A 25,271-nucleotide genomic window follows, 5' to 3' on the forward strand; every position below is an offset into this window, starting at 1 on the left:
GGATGTCCTCTTGAAACGCACAAGGACACATTTTCATGGCCGAAAAATCCTCAGCAGATAATTTCCCTACCGGGTATGAAGTGCCCAAGGTCTGGACCTGGGACAAGGGCAATGGCGGCCAGTTCGCCAATATCAACCGGCCGATCGCCGGTCCCACCCATGAAAAGGAACTTCCCGTCGGAAAGCATCCGCTGCAGCTTTATTCGCTGGCGACGCCGAATGGCCAGAAGGTCACCATCATGCTGGAAGAATTGCTTGCTGCCGGCCACAAGGGCGCCGAATACGATGCCTGGCTGATCAAGATCGGCGAAGGCGACCAGTTCGGTTCCGGTTTTGTCGAGGTCAATCCGAACTCCAAGATCCCGGCGCTGATGGACCATTCGACGCCTGAGCCGACGCGCGTTTTCGAAAGCGGCTCCATCCTCGTTTACCTCGCGGAAAAATTCGGCGCCTTCCTGCCGAAGGAGGGCAATGCCCGCACGCAAGCGCTGAACTGGCTGTTCTGGCAGATGGGCTCCGCCCCCTTCCTCGGCGGTGGTTTCGGCCATTTTTATGCCTATGCGCCGATCAAGATCAAATACGCCATCGATCGTTACGCCATGGAAGTCAAACGCCAGCTCGACGTGCTGGATCGCCATCTCGCCGAAAACCGTTATCTCGCCGGTTCGGAATACACGATTGCCGACATGGCGGTGTGGCCGTGGTATGGCAAGATCGCGCTTGGCCAGGCATATGGCGATGCGGGTGCTTTCCTTGAAGCAGACGGTTATAAGAACGTCATGCGCTGGACGCTGGAAATCGGCGAACGCCCTGCTGTAAAACGCGGCGTGATCGTCAACAAGACCTCCGGCGATCCGTCTGAACAATTGCATGAACGCCACGATGCCTCCGACTTCGACACGAAGACGCAGGACAAGATCGGCAAGGCGTAACAAATACAAGAAGGACTAAAGATGGCGAACCTGCCCGAAATGACCAAACACAAGGGATTTCCCTCCGGTATGCCGAGCACGGGCGTCCAGTTCACCATCCGCCGCGCCAATCCCAAAGGGGTAACACCGATCAAGATGATACCCCGCCGGGCGCGCAACGACACCAAGGAGCATCGCATCGATGCCGCCTTTCTGCACTCGCTCTGGCACCATTTCGGTGCCGAGCCCTTCGAGCGCGGCAATCTCGACGCCGCCCGCCTCAACCTGCTTTTCGGCCGCGAGGTCGTACCTGCGGAGAAAAATTTCGACCCTGTTTCCTATCAGGCAATGCTCGTCATAGACGAACGCGTCGCCCGGCAGAATTTCCCGGAATCCTTCGAGAATTTTTTCGAGATTTGAGGGCTGTTTAAGGGTTTGTGCTGAGGGAGAGGGCAACAACCGCATGATCAAGAAAATCCTCATCGCCAATCGCGGCGAGATTGCCTGCCGGGTCATCAAGACGGCGAAGAAAATGGGCATCGCCACCGTTGCGGTCTATTCGGATGCCGATGCCAATGCGCTGCATGTGAGACAGGCAGATGAAGCCGTTCATATCGGCCCGGCACCCTCGTCACAGTCCTATATCGTCATCGACAAGATCCTTGAGGCGATCAAGAAGACCGGAGCGGATGCGGTCCATCCGGGCTACGGATTCCTGTCGGAAAACGCTGCCTTTGCGCAGGCGCTGAAAAAGGCGGGTGTCGTTTTTATCGGTCCGCCCGTCGGCGCGATCGAGGCCATGGGTGACAAGATCACGTCGAAGAAACTGGCTGCGAAAGCCGGCGTTTCCACCGTACCCGGCCATATGGGGCTGATCGAGGATGCGGATGAGGCGGTGAAGATCGCCTCGCAGATCGGTTATCCGGTCATGATCAAGGCGTCTGCCGGCGGTGGCGGCAAGGGCATGCGCATCGCCTTCAACGACGCTGAGGCGCGCGAGGGTTTCCAGTCCTCGAAAAACGAGGCGAAATCCTCCTTTGGTGACGATCGCATCTTCATCGAAAAATTCGTCACCCAGCCGCGCCATATTGAAATTCAGGTGCTGGGCGACAGGCACGGTAATATCCTTTATCTCGGGGAGCGCGAATGCTCTATCCAGCGGCGTAACCAGAAGGTCATCGAGGAAGCGCCGTCGCCGTTTCTGGACGAGGCGACTCGGCATGCCATGGGCGAGCAGGCCGTGGCGCTGGCGAGAGCGGTCGGTTACCACTCCGCCGGCACGGTGGAATTCATTGTTGATGGCGACCGCAACTTTTATTTCCTCGAAATGAACACCCGTCTGCAGGTGGAACATCCGGTAACGGAACTGATTACCGGCATCGATCTGGTTGAACAGATGATCCGTGTGGCCTCGGGTGAAAGGCTTTCCTTCGGACAGGCGGATGTGAAGCTGAATGGTTGGGCGATCGAAAGCCGGCTTTATGCCGAAGACCCCTATCGTAACTTCCTGCCCTCCATCGGCCGCCTGACGCGTTATCGTCCACCGGAAGAGGGCAGGCAGGAGGGTGGCATCGTCATCCGCAACGATACCGGTGTTTTCGAAGGCGGCGAGATTTCGATGTATTACGATCCGATGATCGCCAAGCTGTGCAGCTGGGGCAAGGATCGCGAAACGGCCATCGATGCCATGGGGCGGGCGCTCGACCGTTTCGAAGTCGAGGGCATCGGCCACAATCTGCCCTTCCTGTCGGCCGTCATGCAGCATGAGCGCTTTCGCTCTGGCAGGCTCACGACGGGCTTCATCGCGGAAGAGTTTCCGGAAGGCTTCTCCGGCGTCGAGCCGGATGAGGCCGCCGCGCGCAAGCTTTCCGCCATTGCCGCTATCATCAATCAGCGTGTGCAGAACCGAGCGGTGGAAATTTCCGGTACCATCGGCAATCATCGCCGCATTATCGGGCAAGACTGGATGGTTTCGTTTGGTGCGTTTCGCCACCGGCTCAGCATTGAAACCGGTGCGGATGGCGCGGCGGTCCGTTTTGAAGACGGGACAGCGCTCACCATCGATACCGGCTGGCTTCCCGGTCAAAGCCTTGGCCTGTTTACGGTGGCGGGCGAGGTCATTGCCGTCAAGGTCGATCTTGCAGGCGCAGCGGTTCGTCTGCGCTGGGGTGGCATGGATGTTCTCGCCCGCGTGCGCAGCCCGCGCGTGGCGGAACTGGCGCTGCTGATGCCGGAAAAACTGCCGCCGGATACGTCGAAACTGCTGCTCTGCCCCATGCCGGGGGTCATCACCGGTATTTCGGTGGGTGAGGGTGACGAGGTAGAGGCCGGGCAGGCACTGGCGACGGTGGAAGCCATGAAGATGGAAAACATCCTGCGTGCCGAAAAACGCGGTCGTGTTGCGAGAGTGGCGGCGAAACCCGGCGATAGTCTCGCTGTGGATGAGGTTATTCTCGAGTTCGAGTGAAGGCCGCTGCCGGTTTTTCCGGAACGGATACCGGCCGGGGCGGTTTACGGGGTCGGACCTGCGGACGGGCCGGGCGAATCTTGCCTTGATCTCCCGCTGGAATGCCAGAGCGAAATGCAAACGGGGAGAGATGCATGTCGGGTGAAAAAACGGTGCGGGATTGGCTTCACCTTGCTGAAAAGGAGCTGAAGCGCTCACCGGACACACTCGTCTGGCACACGCCCGAGGGTATCGAGGTCAAGCCGCTCTATACGGCCGACGACCTGCAACATGTTTCCCATCTGAACAGCCTGCCGGGATTTGCGCCTTTCACCCGCGGCCCGCGCGCCACCATGTATGCGGGACGGCCCTGGACCATCCGCCAATATGCCGGTTTCTCCACCGCGGAAGCCTCGAATGCCTTTTACCGCAAGGCGCTGGCTGCCGGTCAGCAGGGCGTTTCCGTCGCCTTCGATCTCGCTACCCATCGCGGTTATGACAGCGACCATCCGCGCGTGGAGGGCGATGTCGGCAAGGCGGGCGTGGCGATCGATAGCGTCGAGGACATGAAAATCCTGTTCGACGGCATCCCGCTCGACAAGGTCTCGGTGTCCATGACGATGAATGGCGCGGTCATCCCCGTTCTTGCCAATTTTATCGTCGCGGGGGAGGAACAGGGCGTGCCGCGTGCCGCGCTTTCCGGTACCATCCAGAACGACATCCTCAAGGAGTTCATGGTCCGCAACACCTATATCTATCCGCCCGAACCCTCGATGCGGATCATCGCCGACATCATCGAATATACGGCGAGGGAGATGCCGAAATTCAACTCCATCTCCATTTCCGGCTATCACATGCAGGAGGCCGGGGCGACGCTGGTGCAGGAGCTTGCCTTCACACTCGCGGATGGCCGTGAATATGTGCGGGCGGCGCTGGCCAAGGGGCTGAATGTTGACGATTTTGCCGGCCGCCTGTCGTTCTTCTTCGCCATCGGCATGAATTTCTTCATGGAGGCGGCCAAGCTGCGCGCCGCGCGCCTGCTCTGGTCACGCATCATGGAGGAATTCAAGCCGCAAAAGGCGTCCTCGCTGATGCTGCGCACCCATTGCCAGACGTCGGGCGTGTCGCTCCAGGAGCAGGACCCCTATAACAACATCGTCCGCACTGCCTTCGAGGCCATGTCCGCCGTGCTCGGCGGCACGCAATCACTGCACACCAATTCCTTCGATGAGGCGATTGCGCTGCCGACGGAATTTTCCGCCCGCATTGCCCGCAATACCCAGCTTATCCTCCAGCACGAAACCGGCGTCACCAGGGTCGTCGATCCGCTGGCCGGTTCCTATTATGTCGAAAGCCTGACGAATGAGCTGGCCGAGAAGGCCTGGGCGCTGATCGAGGAGGTCGAGGCGCTTGGCGGCATGACAAAGGCCGTGGCGGAAGGCCTGCCGAAACGGCTGATTGAGGAGGCCGCGACACGCCGGCAGGCGGCGGTGGACAAGGGCGAGGAGGTGATCGTCGGCGTCAACCGCTATCGTCTCGAAAATGAAGAGGATATCGATGTTCTCGATATCGATAACGCCGCCGTGCGGGCCGCGCAAATCCGCCGCATCGAAGACACGCGCCGGCGCCGCGATGGCAAGGACGTGACCGCCGCTTTGCAGGCGCTCTCGGAGGTGGCCCGCGGCGGCAAGGGCAATATTCTCGAAGCCGCCGTCGTCGCGGCCCGTGCACGCGCCACGGTGGGAGAGATTTCCGATGCGCTGCGCGCGGCCTTCGGAGACCACGCCGCGGTGCCCGAGGTGGTGAGCGATATCTACGGCGAGGCTTATAAGGATGAGCCGGAACTCGCTACGCTTGCCGCCCGCCTTTCAGGTGTGGCTGAACGGATCGGCACAAAACCGCGCATCATGGTCGCCAAGCTGGGGCAGGATGGGCATGATCGTGGCGCAAAGGTTATTGCGTCTGCCTTCGGCGATATTGGTTTCGACGTGTTGGCCGGTCCCCTGTTCCAGACACCGGCGGAGGCGGCCGAGCTTGCCGTTGAGAACAAGGTGCATGTGGTCGGCATGTCGTCGCTCGCCGCAGGGCACAAGACGCTTGCGCCGCAGCTGGTCGAGGCGCTGAAACAGAAAGGCGCGCAAGACGTCATCGTTGTTGTCGGTGGGGTCATTCCGCGCCAGGATTATCAGTTCCTGCTCGACCACGGAGTCTCGGCCATCTTCGGCCCCGGTACCAATGTCATGGATGCGGCCAACAAGGTGCTCGACCTGCTCGAAGGCATCAGGCGGAACGTGTGAGGGAAGGCGGCCATGTTCGGAAGATTGAACCACGTTGCCCTTGCGGTGCCTGATCTTAATGCCGCTGTTTCGCGATACAGGGCGCTCGGCGCACGGGTTTCCGAGCCGCAATCGCTGCCGGAACATGGTGTGACGGTGGTGTTCATTCAGGCTGATAACACCAAGATCGAACTTCTTCACCCGCTCGGCGAAAACTCGCCGATTGCCGCTTTTCTCGAACGCAATCCGGGCGGCGGCACACATCATCTCTGCTTCGAGGTGCCGGATATACTGGCGGCGCGCGACGACCTCATTCAAAAAGGCGTCCGTATTCTCGGCGATGGCACGCCAAAGATCGGCGCGCACGGCAATCCCGTTCTTTTCCTGCATCCGAAGGATATGGGCGGGGTGCTTTACGAGCTCGAGCAGGTTTCTCAGACACACGGCTGAAACATAAATCTCCTAGGAGGCTGACCCTGTGAGGCAATGCTCACGGCGGCGCTTTCGCACGTGCTTTCGTGGTTCGTTTGTTTTCTTTTGACATTCGTTTTGTTTTCGTTTTTATGTAATTGTCTTTCCATAAAGGGTTTCTCCCTTGCATTGTCGCGGAGGCTTCATGTCCAGCGAAAACATTTTTGATCTTTTTGTCATCGGCGGCGGCATCAATGGCTGCGGCATTGCCCGTGATGCGGTGGGCAGGGGTTATTCCGTGGCGCTTGCGGAAAAAGGCGATTTCGCTTCCGGCACGTCGTCCGCCGCCACCAAGCTCATCCATGGCGGCCTGCGGTATCTCGAACATTACGAGTTTCGTCTGGTGCGCGAGGCGCTGATGGAGCGGGAAATTCTCTGGGCCATGGCGCCGCATGTCATCTGGCCCATGCGTTTCGTCCTGCCCATTCAGAAGGGCGGGGTGCGCCCGGCCTGGATGGTCCGGCTTGGCCTGTTTCTTTATGACAATCTCGGCGGCCGGAAACTTTTGCCACCCACCCGAACGCTCGATCTGCGGAAGGACCCGGCTGGAAAGCCTCTGAAGCCGGCTTTTGCCAGGGCCTTCGAATATTCCGACGGTTGGGTGGATGATGCCCGTTTCGTGGTTCTCAATGCGCGCGATGCTGCTAACCGCGGCGCGACGATCATGAACCGCACGCGGGTCGTTTCCGCACGACGCGAAGGTGGGCTCTGGCTCATCGAAACTCTGGACGAAAAAACCGGCCGTGCGGGCGTGCACAAGGCACGTATGCTGGTGAACGCCGCTGGTCCCTGGGTGGATACGGTGCTTTCCGGCGTCTTCGGGCGCATCGACGTCCACAATGTTCGGCTCGTGCAGGGCAGCCATATTATCGTGCGCCGGAAGTTTTCCGATCCGCGCGCCTATTTCTTCCAGAACCCTGACAACCGCATCATCTTCGCCATTCCCTATGAGCGGGATTTCACGCTGATCGGCACCACGGATCGCGACTACAAGGGCGATCCGGCCAAGGTTCGCATTTCCGAGGAAGAGATTTCCTATCTCTGCAACGCCGCCAGCGACTATTTCAGCGAGCCGGTTCGGCCGGAAGACATCGTCTGGACCTATTCCGGCGTGCGGCCGCTCTTTGATGATGGTGCTTCGAAAGCGCAGGAAGCCACACGCGATTACGTGCTGAAGGTTGAGGAGGGCAACGGGCAAGCTCCACTCCTCAATATTTTCGGCGGCAAGCTCACCACCTATCGACGGCTGGCGGAACATGCGCTGGAAAAGATCGGCGCGGCGATCGGCGAGAAGGGCAAGCCATGGACGGCGGGCTCACACCTGCCGGGTGGAGATTTCGGCGCGGAGAGATATGAGACGCAGGTGCGGGCGCTTGTCTCCCGATATCCTTTCCTCGATAGACACCATGCCGAGCGGCTAGTCAGAAACTACGGTACGAAGGCTGCGGAATTGTTGGGCAGCGTTACCGATGCCGTCGGGCTCGGCCGGCATTTCGGCGGCACGCTCTATGAATGCGAGGTGCGCTGGCTGGTTGAGCAGGAATGGGCCTGCACGGCCGAGGACATTCTCTGGCGACGCACGAAACAGGGCCTTCGCCTGAACAAGGCCGAGGCCGCCGAGCTGGATGACTTCGTATCCAAGCTGACGGGTGGAAGGAAAGAGGCGGAAGCTGCGGTGGAGCGAGCCTGAACGTCTTCCGCTAGTGTCACGCTGTGGAGTTCCTCGCCGGTTTCGGAAAGCTTTCTGCACTCAATATATAGTCATCGGCGGCGGAAAGAGCGTGTTCCATATGCCCTTCGAACACCAGTTCCGGTTCGTTCGGTGCTATTGCAATTTCCGGCATGCCGCCGAAACGCACTGCTTGCGATTGCGCCAGCCCGTCGCGCAGGCCGCTTTCCAGGAGGTCGAAATAACGTGTGCCGGGGCCGGTGATGAAAACCGGCATATGACCATGCAGGCTGAAGAGGCGTGAAAGGCCGTTGCCGAGCGCCAGCCCAGCGGTGCGGAACGCAAACCGCGCCATGCGTCCCCCGGCGCGGGCTGAAGCGGCGATCTTGTCCACCTCGGCTATCGGCACGAACTTCGCAGGTTCGGCCTGCGGTGGGGCCTCGAAAGCCGAGCGCAGGATGGCGTAGAAGCCGGAATAAGCCTCGATGCAGCCCTTGGTGCCGCAGCGGCACAAGGCGCCGTCGGCCAGATGCAGCATATGTCCGAAGTTGGGGGCGCTAACCTCGATCGTGCCGCCCGTTGCACGGGCGACGCCAAGGCCAATACTATGGCCGAGCGACAGGGTAACAAGGGCATCCGGCGCGGGATTGCCCTTCGCATGCTCTCCCATCCAGATGGCTTTTGCGGCCAGCAGCGTCTCGTTGTTCAACGTCACGCGGGTGCGCCCGTCTTGCGAAATAAGCTGCTGGAAATCTATCTTTTCGTCGCCGAGAACCGGAGACCAGAGAAGCGTTGCCGCGCCCGCATCAACCAGCCCCTTGCTGCTGATCGAGACCTGGAGAATATCATGACTGTCGATGCGTGAGCGGTCGGCAAGCCGTGCAAGGCCGCCAAGGATCGCGCCGCCGAACGTGCCTTTTTCAGCGGCGATCCTCTGTTCGGTGAAGCGGTCCACCAGCTTGCCGGCATAATCGACCAGCGAATATTGCACGCTATCTGAAGAAATGATGACGATGGCGACGTGACAGAAAGCCCCGCGTGGCCCGAAGAGAATTCGCGGCCGGCCCCGACCGGCGGTTGCGAGCTGTTCTTTCCGTAATATGAGGCCCGCCCGCTCAAGCTCGGTGGTGATGGCGGAAACGGTTGCTGAAGCAAGCCCTGTGAAAGTCGACATGTCCGTATGGGAGAGACTGCCGTGCAGGCGCAGTGCGGCCATCACCGACAGGCTGTTTTTCTGGCGCACCAGTTCCGTGCTTGCAATGGCGGACATGGGCTGCGGCATGCTCCCTGAACGGCCTTTTTCCTGTCGTGCTAGACCTGTCCATGGCGCATGTGCTGGACAAGATCAAGGCACCCGGATGCTGCCCGCAGCCGTTGTTGACAGCATGGGGAATCTCTGACATTAATTTTCTCGACTGTCGAGAAAATTGTGAAACCACAGCGACCGGCAGCTTTTTCAGGCGTTTTCCCCGCATGGAGGTGTGGGGCAGCGCTCTTACCGGGAGGACATCATGAATTCATTTGCCAAGCTTCTGGCGGGTACAGCCGTACTCGTTTCCCTGCATACGGCCGCTATTGCGGCTGACCTCGTCGTCGGCGTATCCTGGTCGAATTTCCAGGAAGAGCGCTGGAAGACCGATGAGGCGGCCATCAAGGCAGCCCTCGACAAGGCAGGCGCAAAGTATATTTCCGCCGATGCGCAGTCATCCGCGGCCAAGCAGCTGACTGATGTGGAATCGTTGATTTCCCAGGGCGCCAACGCGCTGATCATCCTGGCGCAGGACAGCGACGCCATCGGCCCGGCTGTTGAAAAGGCAGTTGCCGAGGGTATTCCGGTTGTCGGTTATGACCGCCTGATCGAAAACAAGAACGCCTTCTACATCACCTTCGACAACAAGGAAGTCGGTCGTCTGCAGGCAGCCGAAGTCTTCAAGGTGAAGCCGGAAGGCAACTATGTTTTCATCAAGGGCTCATCTTCCGATCCGAACGCGGATTTCCTCTTTGCGGGCCAGCAGGAAGTGCTGAAGGCGGCCATTGACGGCGGCAAGATCAAGAATGTCGGCGAAGCCTATACCGATGGCTGGAAGCCGGAAAATGCCCAGAAGAACATGGAACAGTTCCTGACCAAGAACAACAACAAGGTCGATGCGGTCGTCGCCTCGAATGACGGCACGGCCGGTGGCGCAATCGCCGCGCTCGCCGCGCAGGGCTTGGCGGGGTCGGTCCCGGTTTCCGGGCAGGATGCCGATTTCGCCGCGCTGAACCGCGTCGCGCTCGGCACACAGACCGTCTCAGTCTGGAAAGACAGCCGCGAACTCGGCAAGGAAGCAGCCGGCATCGCGCTGGAACTGGCCGGTGGCAAGAAGATGACGGAGATCAAGGGCGTCACCGCTTTTGACGGAGGTCCGAAGAAGGTGACGATGCAATCGGTGTTCCTCAAGCCGATCGCCATCACCAAGGACAATCTGAACGTCGTTATCGATGCGGGCTGGATCAAGAAGGAAACCGCCTGCCAAGGCGTGAAGGCCGGGTCCGTCAAGGCCTGCGACTGATCGAATATGTCCCGGTTCGGGCGCCGCGCCATGGTTCATGGCGCGGCGCCCTTTAAGATGTGAGGAGCACCGGCAGTTCATGGCCGATATGACCCAATCCAATTCCACAGCGTCCGCCAAGACGGAAAAGACCGGCTCGATTGCGCGCTTCATCAGCGCCACGGAACTCGATACCCGCCTGCTCGGGATGGTCGGCGCACTTCTTCTGATCTGGATCGGATTTCATATCCTGTCCGGCGGCCTGTTCCTGACGCCGCGAAATCTCTGGAACCTTTCCGTGCAGACCGCGTCCGTGGCCGTTATGGCAACCGGCATGGTCCTCGTCATCGTCACCCGCAACATCGATCTCTCGGTGGGTTCCATCCTCGGTTTTTCGGGTATGATCATGGGTGTCATGCAGGCGGAAATCCTGCCGCAGATTCTTGGCTTCGAACATTGGGCCACATGGATTGTCACGCTTGCGGTCGGCATTCTTGTCGGCGGCGCGATCGGCATGTTGCAGGGCTCCATCATCGCCTTCCTCAACGTACCCTCCTTCATCGTCACGCTCGGTGGCCTGCTCGTCTGGCGCGGCGGCACGTGGTTCATCACCAGCGGCCGCACGGTGGCGCCGATGGATTCCACCTTCCGCCTGATGGGGGGCGGCACCAGCGGCTCGATCGGTGCGACATGGAGCTGGATAGCCGCGGCCGTCGCCTGCGTCGCCATTGTGGCGGCAATCCTGAATTCACGTCATCAGCGCCGACGTTTCGGCTTTCCGCTACGGCCCGTCTGGGCGGAGTATTTTCTGGCTGCGCTCGGATGCCTTGTCGTCATCGGTTTCGTGGCCGTCGTCAACAGCTACCCATGGCCGGTCAACATTGCCCGCAACTATGCCGATGCCAACGGCATCGCCTGGCCGGATGGCGGCCTGTTCATTCCGCACGGCATCGCCATTCCCGTTTTGATGGCGCTTGCCGTCGGCGCGGTCATGACCTTTATCGCCACACGGCTTCGTTTCGGACGGTATGTCTTCGCCATCGGCGGTAACCCTGAAGCTGCCGAACTTGCCGGCATCAAGACCCGCTGGGTGACGGTGAAGATCTTCACGCTGATGGGGGTTCTGTGCGCCATCGCCGCGGCGATTTCAACCGCTCGCCTCAATGCCGCTACCAATGCCCAGGGTGAGCTCGATGAGCTCTACACCATCGCGGCAGCCGTCATCGGCGGCACCTCGCTTGCCGGCGGCGTCGGAACCATAGCGGGTGCGATGCTCGGCGCGCTCGTCATGCAGTCGCTGCAATCCGGCATGGTGCTGGTGGGCATCGATACGCCCTTCCAGCGCATCGTCGTCGGTGTGGTTCTGGTCGTCGCCGTCTGGCTCGACACAATCTACCGCGCCCGCGCCAAGTAAGAACCGAGGAGAACTCCTATGACGGACCAAGTCACGCCCCTCGTGGAAATGCGCAATATTTCCATTTCCTTCGGCGGCATCCACGCGGTGGAAAACGCCTCTGTCGATCTTTTCCCCGGCGAGGTTGTCGCCCTTCTCGGCCATAACGGCGCAGGCAAATCGACCCTGATCAAGATACTCTCAGGCGCCTATCGGCGCGATAGCGGCGATATCCTCATCAATGGCGAAGAGGCGGATATCCGCAATCCCCGTGACGCCAAGAAATATGGCATCGAGACCATCTACCAGACGCTTGCCGTGGCCGACAATGTCGATGCGGCAGCCAATCTTTATCTCGGCCGCGAGCTGAAGACGAAATGGGGCACGCTGGACGATGTCGCCATGGAAGCCTCCGCGCGTGAGGTCATGGGACGTCTCAACCCGAATTTTCGGCGGTTCAAGGAGCCGGTAAAGGCGCTGTCCGGCGGCCAGCGGCAGTCCGTTGCCATTGCTCGTGCCATTCTCTTTGACGCCCGCATCCTTATCATGGACGAACCGACGGCGGCGCTCGGTCCGCAGGAGACCGCGCAGGTCGGCGATCTCGTCAAGGAGCTGAAACGGCAGGGCATCGGCATCTTTCTCATCAGCCACGATATTCACGACGTTTTCGATCTCGCCGATCGTGTGTTCGTGATGAAAAACGGCAAGGTGGTGGGCCATGCCCGCACCCAGGATGTGACCAAGGACGAAGTGCTCGGGATGATCATTCTGGGCAAGGTGCCTGCGGGTGCCGTGGCAGGCCCCGGCGCGGTCGTATCCTGACTGTCGAATATTCCGTCCGAAGACGCGCAAAATCCGAAGCGGCTTCGGACTTCCTTTCGCAGCGCTTGTTGATGACAAAGGCCCGGTGGTAAGCCGGGCCTTTGTCATTGGATTTGCAGAAAACCGGAAGCGCTACCGACGGACCGGCCGCGCCGGAGCGGCACGAAAAAAGCGGACCGACGCCTCATGACCGGAGATCGAGATGGAGGCGCTCATTCCTGCAGATTACGCCGGCCGCCTGTTCAATGCAGGTCGGCCGGAGCGAAACCACCCCCATTCGCCTCCGCGGCTGTGAGCGGCAGGCCGTGCTGATTGATGTCCTGGGCGAGCGACAACAAGGCCATTTCCAAGAAATAGGTCGACATGCCGAGTTCCAGAGATTTCGACCGCTGGCATAGGTAGGAAACCATCCGCCCAAGCGCCAGAATCTCGTCTGCATCGTCCTGTTCAAGTACTGCTGTGGTAGGCGTGACCATGATTCCCTCTCGACAGTCGACAGTATGAGAACGCGTGAAACCGCGTTGTTCATTTTCGACCACATCGAGCGTCACGCGAGCGTCACACCTGCGTCAATCGTCGTTTTTGGTTTCCGCGGTGCCAGCATTTTCAATGGCTTCGGAAGCTGCCAATGATGTGACGAGGGCAACAATACTCTTGCGCACGGCGGCGCTCCTGATGCGCGAAAAGGCCTGGTTGAGCGAAAAACCTTCGTTGGAGGCGACAAATGTCTGCATGGCGTTGATCGAGCCCAGGGCCGGATTGGCTTCTCCGCCGTCGGGCGTGGCATTGGCGAATAGCGAGCTGACGTCTACACCGAGGATGGATGCTATGGCCTGCAGGCGTGATGCGCCGACGCGATTGGCGCCTTTTTCGTATTTCTGCACCTGCTGAAAGGTGATGCCCAATCGCCCGGCCAGCGCGCTCTGGCTCATGCCGAGCGACTTGCGGCGCATTCTGATTTGCGCGCCCACATGCACATCGATCGGGCTGGGTAGTTTCGCTTGCATTACAAATTCCTCCGGCTGTGAGGGCTAAATTCGATGATCGTCAATTAATATTGTCGAAGGTATACATTCAACACAATTTCCACGGGTATTATGAACCTTTATTGCCAAAAGAACAGGGTTTTTCATCTGGAATCGATTGTCAGAGGCCCCGCATTATAACCTTTGTAGCGCACCGCAACGCCCCGTTGCGGCTTGCAAGATGACTGAAACCCAAAACACCGATCGCACGAAAGCCGAGGCTTTCCCATATCCGCCGATTTTCCGCATCGAAGTCCGCGAGCAGTTCCAGATCGCCAAAATGCGGAACCCAGACCAACGGCTGGGTCTCGCCGTTGCGCGTCACGTTTTCAAGGAGTACGTTGTTGTAAAGTCTCGGCAGGCATTTGTTGGTGTCGATGGTGGGCAAAACCGGCACGGGATTTCGCAGGATGGCGAAACCCTGGCGCGCGAGTGAAAGAGCAGACGCGTCCAGCTTCCGTTTCAGCTCCTCGGCGGCACGGGGGTAGCGCATGTCACCGGCTTCCGGATCGGCGACGAGCAGAAGCGGCCGCCCGTCGCGCCGAAGTCCGGTTATCGAAACGAACTGATCGACGTGGAAACCGCACTGGTGTATGTTCCGGGCGGCCATTGCCGGTCCGGACCCCGTCTGCGAAAGGTCGGGTTGGACTGTTTCGCCGAGGTCTTCCGGCCTATAGCCGAAGCTGAAGACGGCCCGTGGGTCAAGAGCCTCGATCCGCAGCCAACGACGTGAAAGGGTGGCCGGCGCGCTTCGCGCGCTTTCTGCGCCGCCCTGCAGGCTGGCGTGGCCGACCAGCCGGTAATCCGGGCCGACAAGTTGGTTGCCGCCGGGCAAGATGACATCGGAGATTGCGGTCGCGAAGCCTAAACGGGCTGCAAGCGCCTGGCTTATAGCGCTCTCCCCGCTTGAGACCAATTCCGGTGTCAGGGCGTCTGCGCGCAGCCGGACATGGAACATATCCTGTATCCACGGGTGCGGAACGGTGCCGGGTTCATCAAGCGTCACCAAGTCTACCTGGCACGTGACAGCGAGACGATCGAGCCAACTCCGCGCGGCTGCAAGGCACGGACGATCAACCAGCAGAGGAACCGCGACATTTCGCGGCAGGGTCAAAAGCAGGTTACCGATGGGAACAAGAGGTGAAACGGTAAAGCCGATCCCGGCGTCGGCAAACCAAGCGGCGGGCAGCGAGAGCGCGATCGTCTCGATGAGGCCGCCGCAATCGGCTATCAGAGGCGAAGGCCGATCAGTGGTCACCGCGTGGACCTCCCGCGGTCCGTCCGGACGCCAATTGCTGGAAGAAGAGAGTATTCTGGAATTTCCAGCCTGGCGGCGGTGGGGTCGGTAACGCGCCGCCGTTCAGCATGGTCAGAAGCAGGGCGGCGTCGTTTCGTTTGACGGAAACAGCATGAGCGGCGAGAAGATTTGCCGCTTCGTCTTCGAGACCGGCCTCCGTGGTGACAGAGCGCCAGGTTCTGCGGGTGAAATGCAGAGAGCGGGCGGCATGCAACAGGGCGTTCCGCTCTGCGGGCCCGAAGGAGGTTCCGCACGCCGCGAGCGTTGCTTCGGCATCAACCAGCGCGACAGTGAGCGGGCTGTAACCGAGCTCTCTTGGGGCGTGGTTCACGGCCACATCGGCATCGGAAAAACGCCGTCCATCCCGATAGTCTTCGAAGACGTGACCAATGCCGATCATGCCAAAGGCGGCGCATTCTGCCGCGCGCAGCGCGCCCATGCTGGCGGCACCGAAAACGGTGACGCCTGATGCAAGCGCGTAAAGGATTTCCTTGTGCCAGACGGCGGCGCAATCGCCATAAAGCCCATCGATCAGCCCAATGACCTTGATGTCTTGACGGACCGCATCGAGAATATCGCCGCATGCCGCCGGGCCGCGAAGATCAAGGCCGGCGAACTGGCCGGCAATGCCGTGGATGGATGGGCCCGCGAAAACCACCGGTTTCATGTCGTCCTCCCGGCCTTCAGAAAACCCTCGAGCGTTCGTTGCGATAGGCGTTGCATTCCGCGGCTAAGCGGGGCCAGCCCGCTTGCCAGGACGCGCACGACGTGCAGCCCGGAGAGGCCCGTTTTCAGCGTAAAAACATGGACATCGTCGATGCCATGCGCAAAAAGGTGTTCCGCAAGCTGGCGCCATGGCGGCAAAAAGGTTTCGAAACGCGATAAGTCGAGACTGCCCGGCGCCTGTTCTGCCTGATTTGCCCCAGGGGCCACGGGCTTGGAAGCAACCCCGTCACGCCGATAACGAAGCGGGGAGAGATCGTCGCGGGCACCACTAATATCCGTCAACCGCGACTGGACCGCCTCCAGTAGCGCGGCAAGCGCGGCGTCGTAAACGTCGGGACGGCAGGCCGCCCCGGCAGCGCTGCGGGTCGCCGGCCCATCCTGCGCATGAAGCGACCGCGGCAGGCTTGCCATCACCACCGGCACGCCGAGTGCATTTGTCATGTCAAAGAAGGAGGGCGGCAGACCGAGGTCCGAAAGATGCCGGACAAGCCTGTCGAATGATGTTTCGACGCCCGCTGGCAACAGGATCGGTCTGGGGCTGACGGCGCGGGTTTCGAAAGCGTCCACGAGAAAGCAGGCGTCGTTTTCGATCAATTCCTGCAGGGCATGGAGGACGACGTGGTCATGATTGAAACCGGCTGCGAGGCCCTGCGAACTCATGAGGAAGGCTTGCCGGTCCCAGGGGAAATCCGCTCGAAAATCCATGCCGATCAGCTCAAAGGGAGCGTAGATCTCCTGCTGCCGACGAACCGATGTTCCCTTCACCCACGCGCGTTCACGCTGGGGGTCGAGCATGTCCATATCGACCCTGCCAACGCTCTCGAAGGGGATTAAGGGAAAACCCTTGTCGCGCATATCGTGGATTGAGCCGAAAGCGACCGTGTGTCTGCGGGTATCCTCGGCAACCGCGCCTTCGATCGCCTCCATCACGGCAGAGAGCCTCGCCTGCGCCGGAACTAGTCCCTTGCCCTGTGACACCGATAAACCGCGCGAATTGGGGCGAACCGCAAACCAAACGGGTATGCCGACAATATCGAGGCCGGTCACGTCGCCGACACGGGTAATCCCGAACCGCCGGAGCAGTTCGGGATCGAAGATGGAAGCGTCTGCATCACCTTTGTCCGTTGTCGCTGACATGGAAGGACCTTGAGCGGTCAAGGCTTCACAATCGCCGTCAGGGCGCGGCGTTCGGGTCGTCGGCAAGGATCGCGTCGAACAATTCGCCGGTGATCGAACCCGCGGGCCCGACTGCCTTCAGTGCCGCTTCGATCGGCGTCAGCACCATGCGGTTGAAATCCCAGCCGGCATCGACCACTTCACCGATAAAGGCAAAATCGGCTTCGGACACGACGGCGCCGCCTGAGACAAGCGCCTCGATGCCTTGAATCTGGACCTGGTCCAGCTCGGCTTCAGGTTGGCCGTCCTGGCGGACAAGCATGGCCTTGGCTGCTGCAGCCACGCGGGCGTAACCATCCACGCCGGGGTGGCTCGCCTCATAGGCGGTGATCGTTTCGTGCGATACCGAAGCAACCCTGAGCGGCGTGGTGCGAATGAACAGAACGCCAAAACCCTTTTTCCCGACGATAAAGAAATGCGACGACATATTCTCTCCTATTTGATCCCGGCTAAACGAAGCGCTTGATAAAATTTTTCGTTTGCTACCGGGTCGCGGTCCGGAGACAGGCTGCTGATCTCCCTTGCCGTCATGCCCGGATAGTTTTCCTGTAGCCTGCTGCCGGCTTCCCGGGCGGCGGCCAGATCACCGTGGAGCGCGTGACTTGCGGTCAGAACTCGCAGCGCGGGCTCATCGTCTTCCATGCGACCGCAGAGTTCCACCGCGGCCCCATAATCTTCTCGCTTGAACGCGATGCTGGCCCCAGCCCACCAGTAAATATCGGGGGCGAGCGGGTTGAGGTCGATGGCCTGCTGAAATTTTTCCCACGCGACTTCCGCCTCACCGAAATGGGCGAGCGCATCGGCATGCTGGAGAAGCAGGTCGGCTGAGTTCGGGGCGAGCGCTTCCGCCTCGAAGAATTTCTCGGCAGACATGTCGAAATCCCGCTGATAAAGCGCCACCACCGCGCACATCCAGTGGCCGACGCCGAGGGCCGGATCAATCTCCACAGAGGCGTCAGCCTCGGCCTTGGCGCGGTGCAGCAGGTGAGGGTCGTTACCGCCCAGCATCAGCCACTCCAGTTGCAGACTTTGCGCAACGCGGGCGCGGGCGACCGCCATTCCGTGATCGAGATCGACAGCCTTGCGGAACATCGAGCGGGCCCTGCGCAGGAGCGGCAGGTCGCATTTGCCGCGCAGAAGCTGCTGGCCCTCCAGCAATTGCCGGTAAGCCTCGCCACTGTGGTTACGGTCGGGTTCCACCTGAAGCCGCTCGATCTCCCGCGCAAGCGCAGCAGCCACCTGTTTGGACAGCAGCCGGAAGGCCGCGTGGATGTGCCTTTCGGTCAGCACCGCCTCCAGCGACCAGACGATTTCACCGGTCGTTTCCTCGATCAGCGCCACGGACATGCGGGCATCGTCAAAAACTGTCGACATGATGCGATAATCGGCCCGCAACATGGCATATCCGTCATCCGCCCGGTCATGCGAGAGCGCAAAGGTACTGTGCGGTGAAAGGACGGTGAAGGTCCGATACCGCACAAGGCTGTTTGCGACGTCTTCGACAAAGGCCTGCATCACCGGTGAAACGGATAGCCCGTCCACCCGCGCCGGCCGGCAGAAAGCCACGCGCGGTTTTGCCAGCGATTGCCGGCGACTGCTTTCCTCCGGCTCGGCGGGGGTCGCGATTGTCGCGGTGAGGCTTTGTATTCGCCGCCTCAGCGCGACGGTTTCGGCTTCCGGCGGGCGTCCCTCCTGGCGGAGCTGTTCCAGCAACAGCTGGTACATGCTCTCGCAACCGCTGATATTGCCGATCCGCGCATAGGAGGCCATGGCGGCACGATAGGTTTCTTCGCGCTCCGGCTCGATATTGCGCGCGCGCTCGGAAAGTCTGGCGATATCATTCGAGCTGGCGCGACCGAAGCGGGTCAGCTCCTCCAGAAGCTGCGTGTAGCTCGAAAAAAACAGGTCCTTGAGACGGCGACGCTCTGAAAGCAGCCAGAGGTAGAGATGGTCCTGGCCGGCATCCAGTCCCTCCAGAAGGTCGCCGCCGAACTCCAGAAGGGCCTTCAGCCGCCGCATCGGGTTTTCGGCTCTCGCATCGGCGAGAAAAAGCGCGAGGTCCGTGCGCTGCGCCAGCTTTCCGGCCTTCAGATCATTCCCTTCCGTCAGCAGAATGGCCTCGTCGTCGCCGAAGAGTTTCTGAAGGCGCAGAATGAGCTGCCGCAAATTGCCCAGCGCCCTTTTTTGCTCGACATCTTCCCACAGCAGCGATGCGAGGTGCTGGCGGGACAGGGACTGGTTGGGAGCAAGGATCAGGGCGGCCGTGAGGGCAAAACCCTTGGACGGAAAAAATGCCTCCCGCACCGCTTCACAGCGCGGGGTGCCAAAAAGCCGGATCGCTATCAGTTCATCGTTCCCAGCCACTTTCGTCCCCCTTGAATCACCATCTAACAACGTGCCCGGGAAATTGAAAGTCATCATAGCATTCGATTTGACGCTGGTGTGACGCCGCCTGCCTATTGTCGCAAACGGAAGCGTGAATGACGGGCGGAACCGGCAGGCGACAGGTATCGGGGATCATCGAAAGTGATAGCGTTCAACGGAAGCTACATGGCATTCGAGCCGCGTATTGAGCCTTACCAGCGCGCCGATGACGTCGGATACGCGGTCAGTGAATTCATGTGGTTCAAGGGCCGCCCGTTTTATCCGGTCTCGGCGCTGGTTCACGCGAAGGTCGCGCATGCAAGGCTGTCGGCGGAAAAATGCGATGATCAGGATGAGGACAATCTCGACATTCTCTTCCGCATGCCTGCCGTGGCGGGCGGACACTTCTTCGAGATCGTGCTGCGTTCGAACGAAGGCACTTTCTATGGCGGCTGGCTGTGGGGAGAGGAACTGGAAATCCTGAACGAGGTGGTCAACGGCTATCGCGTTCTGGCGGGTAAATTCGACGACAGGCTCATCCGGTTCGAATATTCCAGACGTTTTCAGCGTTACCGGACGGTGGAGCCGCTGCCGGTGGAAAAATCAGTTTTCCTGATCCAGCGGGAGGCGAAACCTCACCCGGGCGGGCGGAGTTTTCCCGCGGGCGCGGCGCGCTGATTGCGGGGTGCTTCGCGTTCAGGGGAGAACGCGGCGCGCGGGCAGAGGGGGTCGGTGGATTCACCTGGCAGAGCTCAGGCTTGGTCGGGGAATACCGGTGCATATTTTTATTTTTATTGTGTGGAAAATTATGATGCCCAATCAAGGTAACATGCGTAACAGGCGGGTGTCATCGCAGCTTCTGGCGGTGAATAGCGCTTCCGACAGCCGTGCGTTTTCGACGGAGCGCGCCGAGGGGGAACCACGTCCGCAAGCTCATAAAGACAGGCTTCATGTCGTGGAAGAGGCGGAAGCCGGGCTGGCGTTCCCGCCGCGCCCGCCGGAAGTGCGCGAGGCAGAAGAAGCGGGACGCCGGGCGGAAATCAGCAATATGGTCGTCGACGCCGATATCAGGGTCGCGAAATGGGCATGGGCAGTGCTTGCGATTGGACATTGTCTGCTGATCTATTTCATGGTGCGTAATCTCGGTTGACTCCTCCTGCCCAAAACGGGCTTCAACCGCCGATATCGTCCGCGACTAATTCGGGCATCGGAACTTGGAGAGTGTCGCACCCCCCGAAACTGGGTGGACATCCAGTCCGGCTCCTCCGCAACTCTGTAGCGCCGCTTCCGCCACGTCGATTTGCGGACTTCGCACAGCGGAATGTCATAAAGCTGTAAATGAACAAACCTAATTGAGTGATCGGTCTCGATGGAGACGCATCACCACGGTCCACCCGTTGGCCTCGCCGGCGGGCACGGACTTTTCTTATCACGTCGCTTCGGCCGAGACAGACCATGTCTGTGCTGGCCGGCCTGATCTTTCGATGCGGCATGACGCGCTGCGCGGTCGCGCGAATTCGCATGACTTTCTTAGCTCTGGAGATGACGAAGTGAGCAATCTTATTGGTACCGGTTTTAACGCCGGCTCGGACGATGGCGAGTTCGCCACGCTTGAAAACGATTTGCGTGCCCTTGCCGATATTGGCTGCGACACCGTCGAAATCGCCGCCACCAGCCTCGACGTGGTTGCCGGCGGCCGCATCATCGAGGAGCGCGCGGACCGTCTCGTGTCGCTCGCAAGGCAGTTTGATTTCCGTTACACGGTGCACGGCCTGGTTTCATCCAACTTCATGGATCCGGTGACCTGCCGCTACCAGATCGATGCCGCGAAGGCGCTTGCCGTTCTCTGTGACCGCATCGGTGCGGGTATTCTTGTCCAGCATGGCGGCGCGCTGCGCGCTGACCAGATCGCCGAGCGGGCAGAGGCCGATCATCGTGAACGCGACGCGCTTTTCGAACTCGCGGAATTCTGCCGGCCCTATGGTGTGCGGATTGCGCTCGAAAATATCTTCACCACCGAACCCGGCCAATACCGCCAGACACCGGCTGAGGTGGCAGCGACCGTTAAGGCTGTCGGCCACGACAATGTCGTGGCGCTGATCGACTTCAGCCATGCATATCTCGAATCCACTTATCGTGGCCTGGACTTCCGTGAACAGCTTCGTGCCATGGCGCCGGTCGCCGGTCATCTCCATGTCCACGATTCCTTCGGCCGGCCGCAGGGTTTCTACCAGCCCTATTTTCCGCAGGAAAACACAGCGCTCGGCATCGGCGATCTGCATATGCCGCTCGGCTGGGGCGACATCGAATGGGAGAGCATCTTCTCCGAACTGACCTTCCTGCCTGACACCGTTCTGATGATGGAAATCGGCCGTCGCTATCGGGCCGAGCAGCCCGCAAGCCTCGAAACGGCGCGGCGTCTGATGACGCTTAATGCCGAACGGACACTGCTCGCAGCAGAGTGAGGGAACCGAATTGCGCGCGGCCGCGATCGGCCGACGCCGGAGATGCCGGCAGTTGCGGACGCGGCTGCCGGCATTCTGTTCACGCTGCCCAGTCGGAGAGCGAATAGGCCCTGATGTAGTCGATCATCATTTGCGAACCGTCGCTGAAATCACCTGCCGAGGGTGTTCCCGCCATGCCGCCGACGGCAAGATTGACGACCATGTACATCGGATCATGCATATCGTCAGGCGTATCCGTTTGCGCAACGGCGACATCATCGAAATACCAGGTGATGTGTTCGGCATCCCACAACACGCCGTATGTGTGAAACCCCTCCGTGCTCGGCACGCTGACATTGTTGATGACAGAAGTCTGTTCGCCGGTCGCATTCGAATGTGTGGACATGATGAGCGTATTGGGATTTTGGCCGCGCATTTCGATGACGTCCAGTTCCGGCGGCCACGACCCGTCTTCCGGCAGAAGCCAGAAGGCCGGCCAGGCACCGCGATCGGTCGGCATATCGGCGCGAATTTCAAAATATCCATAGGTCTGGCTGAAGGAGGAATAGGTGTTCAGCATCCCGGAGGTGTAATCATATCCCTCGACCTCGTCGGCGATCGATTGCGGGGTCTCGGCAGCCGTGATGGTCAGGACGCCGTTTCTGACGCTGAACGGGTCTACCTCCGACGTACCGGTATATGCCGGGTTGACATACCACTGCGCCTCGCCATTCGTCGTCAGGGAACTGCCCTTCTCCGGTGCCCACCAATATTTGGCATCCCAGGTTCCCTGATCGCCGTTGCGCAGTGACAGCGTATCAAACTCGTCTGCAAAGGTTTGTGTCAGGGATGACCGGTCGAGGCTGAGCTCGAACTGGTCGGGCTGGATATCGTCTATGGTCGTTCCGGCCAAAACGACGGCTTCGCCATTCGAGAAATTCAGCCACAGATCATTGCCCTGCTGCGTGGCATTGCTTGCAAGCTGCTCGAAGGAGGTAATGCCGTAGCCATTGAGGCGGATCGTGTCATTGGCGCTGAAATCCATGATGAGATCGGTGCCATTGCCGCTCGTGAATACGAACGTATCCGCACCGCCGCCGCCAATCAGCACATCATTGCCGGCACCGCCGTCAATCGTCTGGCTGCCAGATCCGCCGGTGATGATATTGTCGAGCGAATTGCCGAAGGCATAACGGCCATCGCCGGTGACCCGCAAGTTTTCGAAATTTTCGGGAAGTGTATAGCTCATCCAGGTGTCGATCGTATCGATACCCTCTCCGGCATTTTCGACGGCGCGATTGATGCTGGAATAAAGATAATAAATATCGTCCCCGGTGCCGCCCGCCATTGTCACATTGACGGAACTGTCACCCCACATGGAATCATTGCCGGCCGTACCGGCAAGAAGCGGGCCGGAGCCCGTGGCGGAGAAAAATCCGGTGGAACTGCCGCTATAGTAGAGTGTGTCTCCAAGCGCATTCACAACTGTTCTGGCCATAAGCCTTCTCCTGTCCGTTCGCGTCGCTTCCTCCCTCCTCCTGAACAACAGCCTAACAGCGCGAAAAGCTTCCTGTTAGGGCCAGAAATGAGGGGTATGTTCCGTTCCGGACGGAGGGGAGATGTTACGCAGAGAGTTGGCTTGTTCCTGTTCGATCGACATCGAAAGATCGTTTCTTGGATTTGTGCTCTTGCTGCGTTGCTGCCGGTAGTGGCAAAATCGCTCCGGGTTAGCGGTTGTTGTCAGCATCCCGTCGCAATGGAGTTGCAGGATTGAGTGTAGCCTTTACCAAGGAAGACAGTGCGGAGACCGCAGCCGAAACGGTTCTGCCGGATCGGGTGATTTCACCTCATCCCAATCTGGTGACCAAGACAGGGCTGAAAGCTCTGGAAGGGCAGTTACAATTGGCCCGTGAAGCCTGTGAAGCCGCTGGCGCGATCGAGGATGTAAATGAAAGGCGGCGCGCTTCCGCCGGCCCATTGCGAGACATGCGTTATTTTGCGGAGCGAGTCCGTACGGCTCAGGTGATGCCAGATCCGCCCACAAATGCCGTTGTGGCATTCGGCAATCTGGTAACCTTCCGCCGCGACGATGGCCGCACGCAGCGGTTGCGGATCGTTGGCGAGGATGAGGCCAATCCCGCCAGGGGATCGATGTCCTATGTTTCTCCGGTGGCTCGGGCCTTGATGGGAAGAGCGGTCGGAGACTTTGTCGGGTTGGCTGACAGGGAGATTGAAATTGTCGACATTTCGTGACCGGCTCCTTGGCATTGGCACCAACATTATCACCGGGAAAATGGCACTGCCGAGCTGCCTCCACCGCTGGCCATTGCCGTCAGCCGCATCATGGCGTTCTTCAGGAAAAACCTGAAATCGAGGTCGATAGAGGCGTATGCCAGTGCTAGTCCCACATGCGCCATGAAGACGGGATTAAAATTCAGTTCTTCAAATTGGTAACCGATAATGACCGCTATCGCGGAATAGGCGAAAAAACCGACTTTGCGTTTCCGAAGGATCGTATAGACGAGTGCGAAGGCAGCTAGAAGGCAAAACGGGATGCCGGAGGCGTAGGCAGTAGCCAGAAAGCCGTTATGCGGCGTGCCGATACCCGCGACCTGCGTAAGCTCCTGAATTCGTGCCGTGAAACCGACGCCGAAAGGGTGATCGAGCATCACTTGGAAGCCGCCTGCGATGGTTGTCCATCGTTCCTGCACGTTGTCGGTACTGTGGCTGTCCTCCACAAAGCGTTTCGAGAACGCCTGTTCTGCGAAATCGAGAATTCCGAAAGGCAAAACGGCAGCGATGACGAGCGCAGATAGAGCGAAACCGAAATAGGTGCTGAACAGCATTCGTATCGAAAAATTTCTAAAATAAAAATAGAGTCCGATCGCGATTACGGCAAAAAGGCCCGATCGATTGAGCGTCAGCGTGAAGCTGGCCAAATATACCAGTATAAATATAGCAAAGAGCATTGGGCGCTTGTAGCGCTCCGCAAGATGAGCGGCTGCCGCACCGGCTAGAGCGAAAGCCGGTCCGGCCGTGTTGCCCACTGGCCATATTCCCCCCGCCTTCTCCAAACGTAATAATAGCGGGCTTATTTCACCTCGAGCCGCGGACTCCAGCACCGACGCCTCATCGAACATGAAGGATAGGCCAAGCGAGGCGAGCCTGTCATGAATGACGACATCCAGGAACAACAGGATAGTCACCGCGATGAAACCGATGAACATGCCCCAAGAGAATAATTCGAGAAGGTTCTCCTTGAAAAGCATATAGGCGAAAAAGAGGAAATAAATCGCGTAAAAATATGTCAGCGCTGTCGTATAAAATTCGCCTTCGCCACGATCATCCGCGAAGAAAGTAGAAAGTAGAAAAAAAACGGTCAGCGGAACGAGATAGAGAAGAATGATTGAGGGGGTGAGGCAGCGAATATAGAGAATGGCGATAACGGGAAGCGTTACCAACACCAGCATGTCGCTAATGTTCAGGAAGCGCAGTCCGATATTGCTCGTCACGATGTTGCATTGAATAAAAAAGCCAATGGAAAAAACGAAGATCGCCAGGATCACGCCAGGCACACCGATGATTTTGGAAGGATAAAACGGCATCGCCACGACGAAACCTGGTATCGATGATGGATAAGCAGCCCCGTTATTTGCATGACTTGTCATTCGCGGCCTTTATTCTTCGCTGCAGACAATGAAATTGTCCTGAGGTTGTTGG

Annotated in this window: 23 protein-coding genes; 13 read left to right on the plus strand and 10 right to left on the minus strand. The window is 59.5% G+C overall.

What is annotated here, in order from left to right; translation table 11 throughout:
* Positions 1-35 precede the first annotated feature (35 nt).
* The 6 genes from yghU (at position 36) to FHW77_RS01785 (ending at position 7,794) form a co-directional block, all read left to right on the plus strand.
* Complete coding sequence (gene yghU / locus FHW77_RS01760; RefSeq protein WP_004445609.1) at positions 36-932, plus strand: glutathione-dependent disulfide-bond oxidoreductase; 897 nt, start codon at positions 36-38, stop codon at positions 930-932.
* 21 nt (positions 933-953) lie between these two features.
* Positions 954-1,331: a hypothetical protein gene (locus tag FHW77_RS01765; protein WP_004445608.1), complete on the plus strand. Its 378-nt coding sequence runs from the start codon at positions 954-956 to the stop codon at positions 1,329-1,331.
* Positions 1,332-1,374: 43 nt separating this feature from the next.
* Positions 1,375-3,378 (plus strand): acetyl-CoA carboxylase biotin carboxylase subunit, encoded by a 2,004-nt coding sequence (locus FHW77_RS01770; protein WP_004445607.1) that lies wholly within the window; start codon positions 1,375-1,377, stop codon positions 3,376-3,378.
* A 134-nt stretch (positions 3,379-3,512) separates the two neighbouring features.
* On the plus strand, positions 3,513-5,654 hold the full coding sequence (scpA, locus tag FHW77_RS01775) for a methylmalonyl-CoA mutase (protein WP_044459170.1): 2,142 nt from the start codon (positions 3,513-3,515) through the stop codon (positions 5,652-5,654).
* 12 nt (positions 5,655-5,666) lie between these two features.
* Positions 5,667-6,083 carry a methylmalonyl-CoA epimerase gene (gene mce / locus FHW77_RS01780; protein ID WP_004445603.1) on the plus strand — a complete coding sequence of 139 codons (417 nt, stop codon included), beginning with the start codon at positions 5,667-5,669 and terminating at the stop codon, positions 6,081-6,083.
* A gap of 166 nt (positions 6,084-6,249) precedes the next feature.
* Entirely contained in the window at positions 6,250-7,794 is a 1,545-nt protein-coding gene (locus FHW77_RS01785) for a glycerol-3-phosphate dehydrogenase (RefSeq protein ID WP_004445601.1), read from the plus strand.
* A gap of 16 nt (positions 7,795-7,810) precedes the next feature.
* Here the strand turns inward: FHW77_RS01785 and FHW77_RS01790 are convergent, their stop codons facing one another.
* Entirely contained in the window at positions 7,811-9,043 is a 1,233-nt protein-coding gene (locus FHW77_RS01790; protein ID WP_162696267.1) for an ROK family transcriptional regulator, read from the minus strand.
* A 241-nt stretch (positions 9,044-9,284) separates the two neighbouring features.
* Between FHW77_RS01790 and xylF the strand changes: the two genes are divergently transcribed.
* The 3 genes from xylF (at position 9,285) to FHW77_RS01805 (ending at position 12,519) form a co-directional block, all read left to right on the plus strand.
* Positions 9,285-10,325: a D-xylose ABC transporter substrate-binding protein gene (gene xylF / locus FHW77_RS01795; protein WP_004445598.1), complete on the plus strand. Its 1,041-nt coding sequence runs from the start codon at positions 9,285-9,287 to the stop codon at positions 10,323-10,325.
* A 79-nt stretch (positions 10,326-10,404) separates the two neighbouring features.
* Positions 10,405-11,718: a sugar ABC transporter permease gene (locus FHW77_RS01800; RefSeq protein WP_004445596.1), complete on the plus strand. Its 1,314-nt coding sequence runs from the start codon at positions 10,405-10,407 to the stop codon at positions 11,716-11,718.
* Between the two features lie 18 nt (positions 11,719-11,736).
* Positions 11,737-12,519 carry an ATP-binding cassette domain-containing protein gene (locus FHW77_RS01805; protein ID WP_004445595.1) on the plus strand — a complete coding sequence of 261 codons (783 nt, stop codon included), beginning with the start codon at positions 11,737-11,739 and terminating at the stop codon, positions 12,517-12,519.
* A 242-nt stretch (positions 12,520-12,761) separates the two neighbouring features.
* Here FHW77_RS01805 and FHW77_RS01810 read toward each other — a convergent pair whose 3' ends face one another.
* The 7 genes from FHW77_RS01810 to FHW77_RS01840 form a co-directional block, all read right to left on the minus strand.
* A complete protein-coding gene (locus FHW77_RS01810; protein ID WP_004445594.1) occupies positions 12,762-12,995 on the minus strand; it encodes a hypothetical protein in 234 nt (77 codons plus the stop codon).
* 93 nt (positions 12,996-13,088) lie between these two features.
* Positions 13,089-13,526 (minus strand): helix-turn-helix domain-containing protein, encoded by a 438-nt coding sequence (locus tag FHW77_RS01815; protein WP_004445593.1) that lies wholly within the window; start codon positions 13,524-13,526, stop codon positions 13,089-13,091.
* A 139-nt stretch (positions 13,527-13,665) separates the two neighbouring features.
* Positions 13,666-14,802: a hypothetical protein gene (locus FHW77_RS01820; RefSeq protein ID WP_004445592.1), complete on the minus strand. Its 1,137-nt coding sequence runs from the start codon at positions 14,800-14,802 to the stop codon at positions 13,666-13,668.
* On the minus strand, positions 14,792-15,508 hold the full coding sequence (locus tag FHW77_RS01825; RefSeq protein WP_004445591.1) for a TfuA-like protein: 717 nt from the start codon (positions 15,506-15,508) through the stop codon (positions 14,792-14,794). The genes FHW77_RS01820 and FHW77_RS01825 overlap by 11 nt, the downstream gene beginning before the upstream one ends.
* Positions 15,505-16,704 (minus strand): YcaO-like family protein, encoded by a 1,200-nt coding sequence (locus tag FHW77_RS01830; protein WP_004445590.1) that lies wholly within the window; start codon positions 16,702-16,704, stop codon positions 15,505-15,507. The genes FHW77_RS01825 and FHW77_RS01830 overlap by 4 nt, the downstream gene beginning before the upstream one ends.
* Positions 16,705-16,741: 37 nt before the next feature.
* Positions 16,742-17,170 carry a hypothetical protein gene (locus FHW77_RS01835; RefSeq protein ID WP_004445589.1) on the minus strand — a complete coding sequence of 143 codons (429 nt, stop codon included), beginning with the start codon at positions 17,168-17,170 and terminating at the stop codon, positions 16,742-16,744.
* Between the two features lie 8 nt (positions 17,171-17,178).
* Positions 17,179-19,161, minus strand: coding sequence for an AfsR/SARP family transcriptional regulator (locus FHW77_RS01840; protein WP_004445588.1), 1,983 nt, complete (start codon positions 19,159-19,161; stop codon positions 17,179-17,181).
* 132 nt (positions 19,162-19,293) lie between these two features.
* Here FHW77_RS01840 and FHW77_RS01845 point away from each other — a divergent pair, with 132 nt between their 5' ends.
* From FHW77_RS01845 to FHW77_RS01855, 3 genes are all read left to right on the plus strand, one after another.
* Positions 19,294-19,785, plus strand: a complete 492-nt coding sequence (locus FHW77_RS01845) for a hypothetical protein (protein WP_004445587.1) — start codon at positions 19,294-19,296, stop codon at positions 19,783-19,785.
* Between the two features lie 133 nt (positions 19,786-19,918).
* Complete coding sequence (locus tag FHW77_RS01850; protein WP_044459172.1) at positions 19,919-20,257, plus strand: hypothetical protein; 339 nt, start codon at positions 19,919-19,921, stop codon at positions 20,255-20,257.
* A 400-nt stretch (positions 20,258-20,657) separates the two neighbouring features.
* Positions 20,658-21,572: a TIM barrel protein gene (locus FHW77_RS01855; protein ID WP_004445582.1), complete on the plus strand. Its 915-nt coding sequence runs from the start codon at positions 20,658-20,660 to the stop codon at positions 21,570-21,572.
* A gap of 79 nt (positions 21,573-21,651) precedes the next feature.
* On the opposite strand, the gene eglC is transcribed toward FHW77_RS01855, so the two are convergent.
* Positions 21,652-23,049 carry an endo-1,3-1,4-beta-glycanase EglC gene (gene eglC, locus FHW77_RS01860; RefSeq protein WP_004445580.1) on the minus strand — a complete coding sequence of 466 codons (1,398 nt, stop codon included), beginning with the start codon at positions 23,047-23,049 and terminating at the stop codon, positions 21,652-21,654.
* 272 nt (positions 23,050-23,321) lie between these two features.
* Here eglC and greA point away from each other — a divergent pair, with 272 nt between their 5' ends.
* Positions 23,322-23,804: a transcription elongation factor GreA gene (gene greA, locus FHW77_RS01865; protein WP_004445578.1), complete on the plus strand. Its 483-nt coding sequence runs from the start codon at positions 23,322-23,324 to the stop codon at positions 23,802-23,804.
* Positions 23,805-23,833: 29 nt separating this feature from the next.
* Here the strand turns inward: greA and FHW77_RS01870 are convergent, their stop codons facing one another.
* Positions 23,834-25,219 carry an O-antigen ligase family protein gene (locus tag FHW77_RS01870; RefSeq protein WP_004445576.1) on the minus strand — a complete coding sequence of 462 codons (1,386 nt, stop codon included), beginning with the start codon at positions 25,217-25,219 and terminating at the stop codon, positions 23,834-23,836.
* Between the last annotated feature and the right edge of the window lie 52 nt (positions 25,220-25,271).

It is taken from the genome of Agrobacterium sp. RC10-4-1 (genome assembly GCF_014138475.1).
In the GTDB taxonomy this organism is placed as follows: Bacteria; Pseudomonadota; Alphaproteobacteria; order Rhizobiales; family Rhizobiaceae; genus Agrobacterium; species Agrobacterium pusense.

Bases quoted from the DNA above. Each gene is read 5' to 3' on its own strand.
- yghU (WP_004445609.1), top strand. From the start codon at position 36: ATGGCCGAAAAATCCTCAGCAGATAATTTCCCTACCGGGTATGAAGTG.
- FHW77_RS01765 (WP_004445608.1), top strand. From the start codon at position 954: ATGGCGAACCTGCCCGAAATGACCAAACACAAGGGATTTCCCTCCGGT.
- FHW77_RS01770 (WP_004445607.1), top strand. From the start codon at position 1,375: ATGATCAAGAAAATCCTCATCGCCAATCGCGGCGAGATTGCCTGCCGG.
- scpA (WP_044459170.1), top strand. From the start codon at position 3,513: ATGTCGGGTGAAAAAACGGTGCGGGATTGGCTTCACCTTGCTGAAAAG.
- mce (WP_004445603.1), top strand. From the start codon at position 5,667: ATGTTCGGAAGATTGAACCACGTTGCCCTTGCGGTGCCTGATCTTAAT.
- FHW77_RS01785 (WP_004445601.1), top strand. From the start codon at position 6,250: ATGTCCAGCGAAAACATTTTTGATCTTTTTGTCATCGGCGGCGGCATC.
- FHW77_RS01790 (WP_162696267.1), bottom strand. From the start codon at position 9,043: ATGTCCGCCATTGCAAGCACGGAACTGGTGCGCCAGAAAAACAGCCTG.
- xylF (WP_004445598.1), top strand. From the start codon at position 9,285: ATGAATTCATTTGCCAAGCTTCTGGCGGGTACAGCCGTACTCGTTTCC.
- FHW77_RS01800 (WP_004445596.1), top strand. From the start codon at position 10,405: ATGGCCGATATGACCCAATCCAATTCCACAGCGTCCGCCAAGACGGAA.
- FHW77_RS01805 (WP_004445595.1), top strand. From the start codon at position 11,737: ATGACGGACCAAGTCACGCCCCTCGTGGAAATGCGCAATATTTCCATT.
- FHW77_RS01810 (WP_004445594.1), bottom strand. From the start codon at position 12,995: ATGGTCACGCCTACCACAGCAGTACTTGAACAGGACGATGCAGACGAG.
- FHW77_RS01815 (WP_004445593.1), bottom strand. From the start codon at position 13,526: ATGCAAGCGAAACTACCCAGCCCGATCGATGTGCATGTGGGCGCGCAA.
- FHW77_RS01825 (WP_004445591.1), bottom strand. From the start codon at position 15,508: ATGAAACCGGTGGTTTTCGCGGGCCCATCCATCCACGGCATTGCCGGC.
- FHW77_RS01830 (WP_004445590.1), bottom strand. From the start codon at position 16,704: ATGTCAGCGACAACGGACAAAGGTGATGCAGACGCTTCCATCTTCGAT.
- FHW77_RS01835 (WP_004445589.1), bottom strand. From the start codon at position 17,170: ATGTCGTCGCATTTCTTTATCGTCGGGAAAAAGGGTTTTGGCGTTCTG.
- FHW77_RS01840 (WP_004445588.1), bottom strand. From the start codon at position 19,161: ATGACTTTCAATTTCCCGGGCACGTTGTTAGATGGTGATTCAAGGGGG.
- FHW77_RS01845 (WP_004445587.1), top strand. From the start codon at position 19,294: ATGGCATTCGAGCCGCGTATTGAGCCTTACCAGCGCGCCGATGACGTC.
- FHW77_RS01850 (WP_044459172.1), top strand. From the start codon at position 19,919: ATGCCCAATCAAGGTAACATGCGTAACAGGCGGGTGTCATCGCAGCTT.
- eglC (WP_004445580.1), bottom strand. From the start codon at position 23,049: ATGGCCAGAACAGTTGTGAATGCGCTTGGAGACACACTCTACTATAGC.
- FHW77_RS01870 (WP_004445576.1), bottom strand. From the start codon at position 25,219: ATGACAAGTCATGCAAATAACGGGGCTGCTTATCCATCATCGATACCA.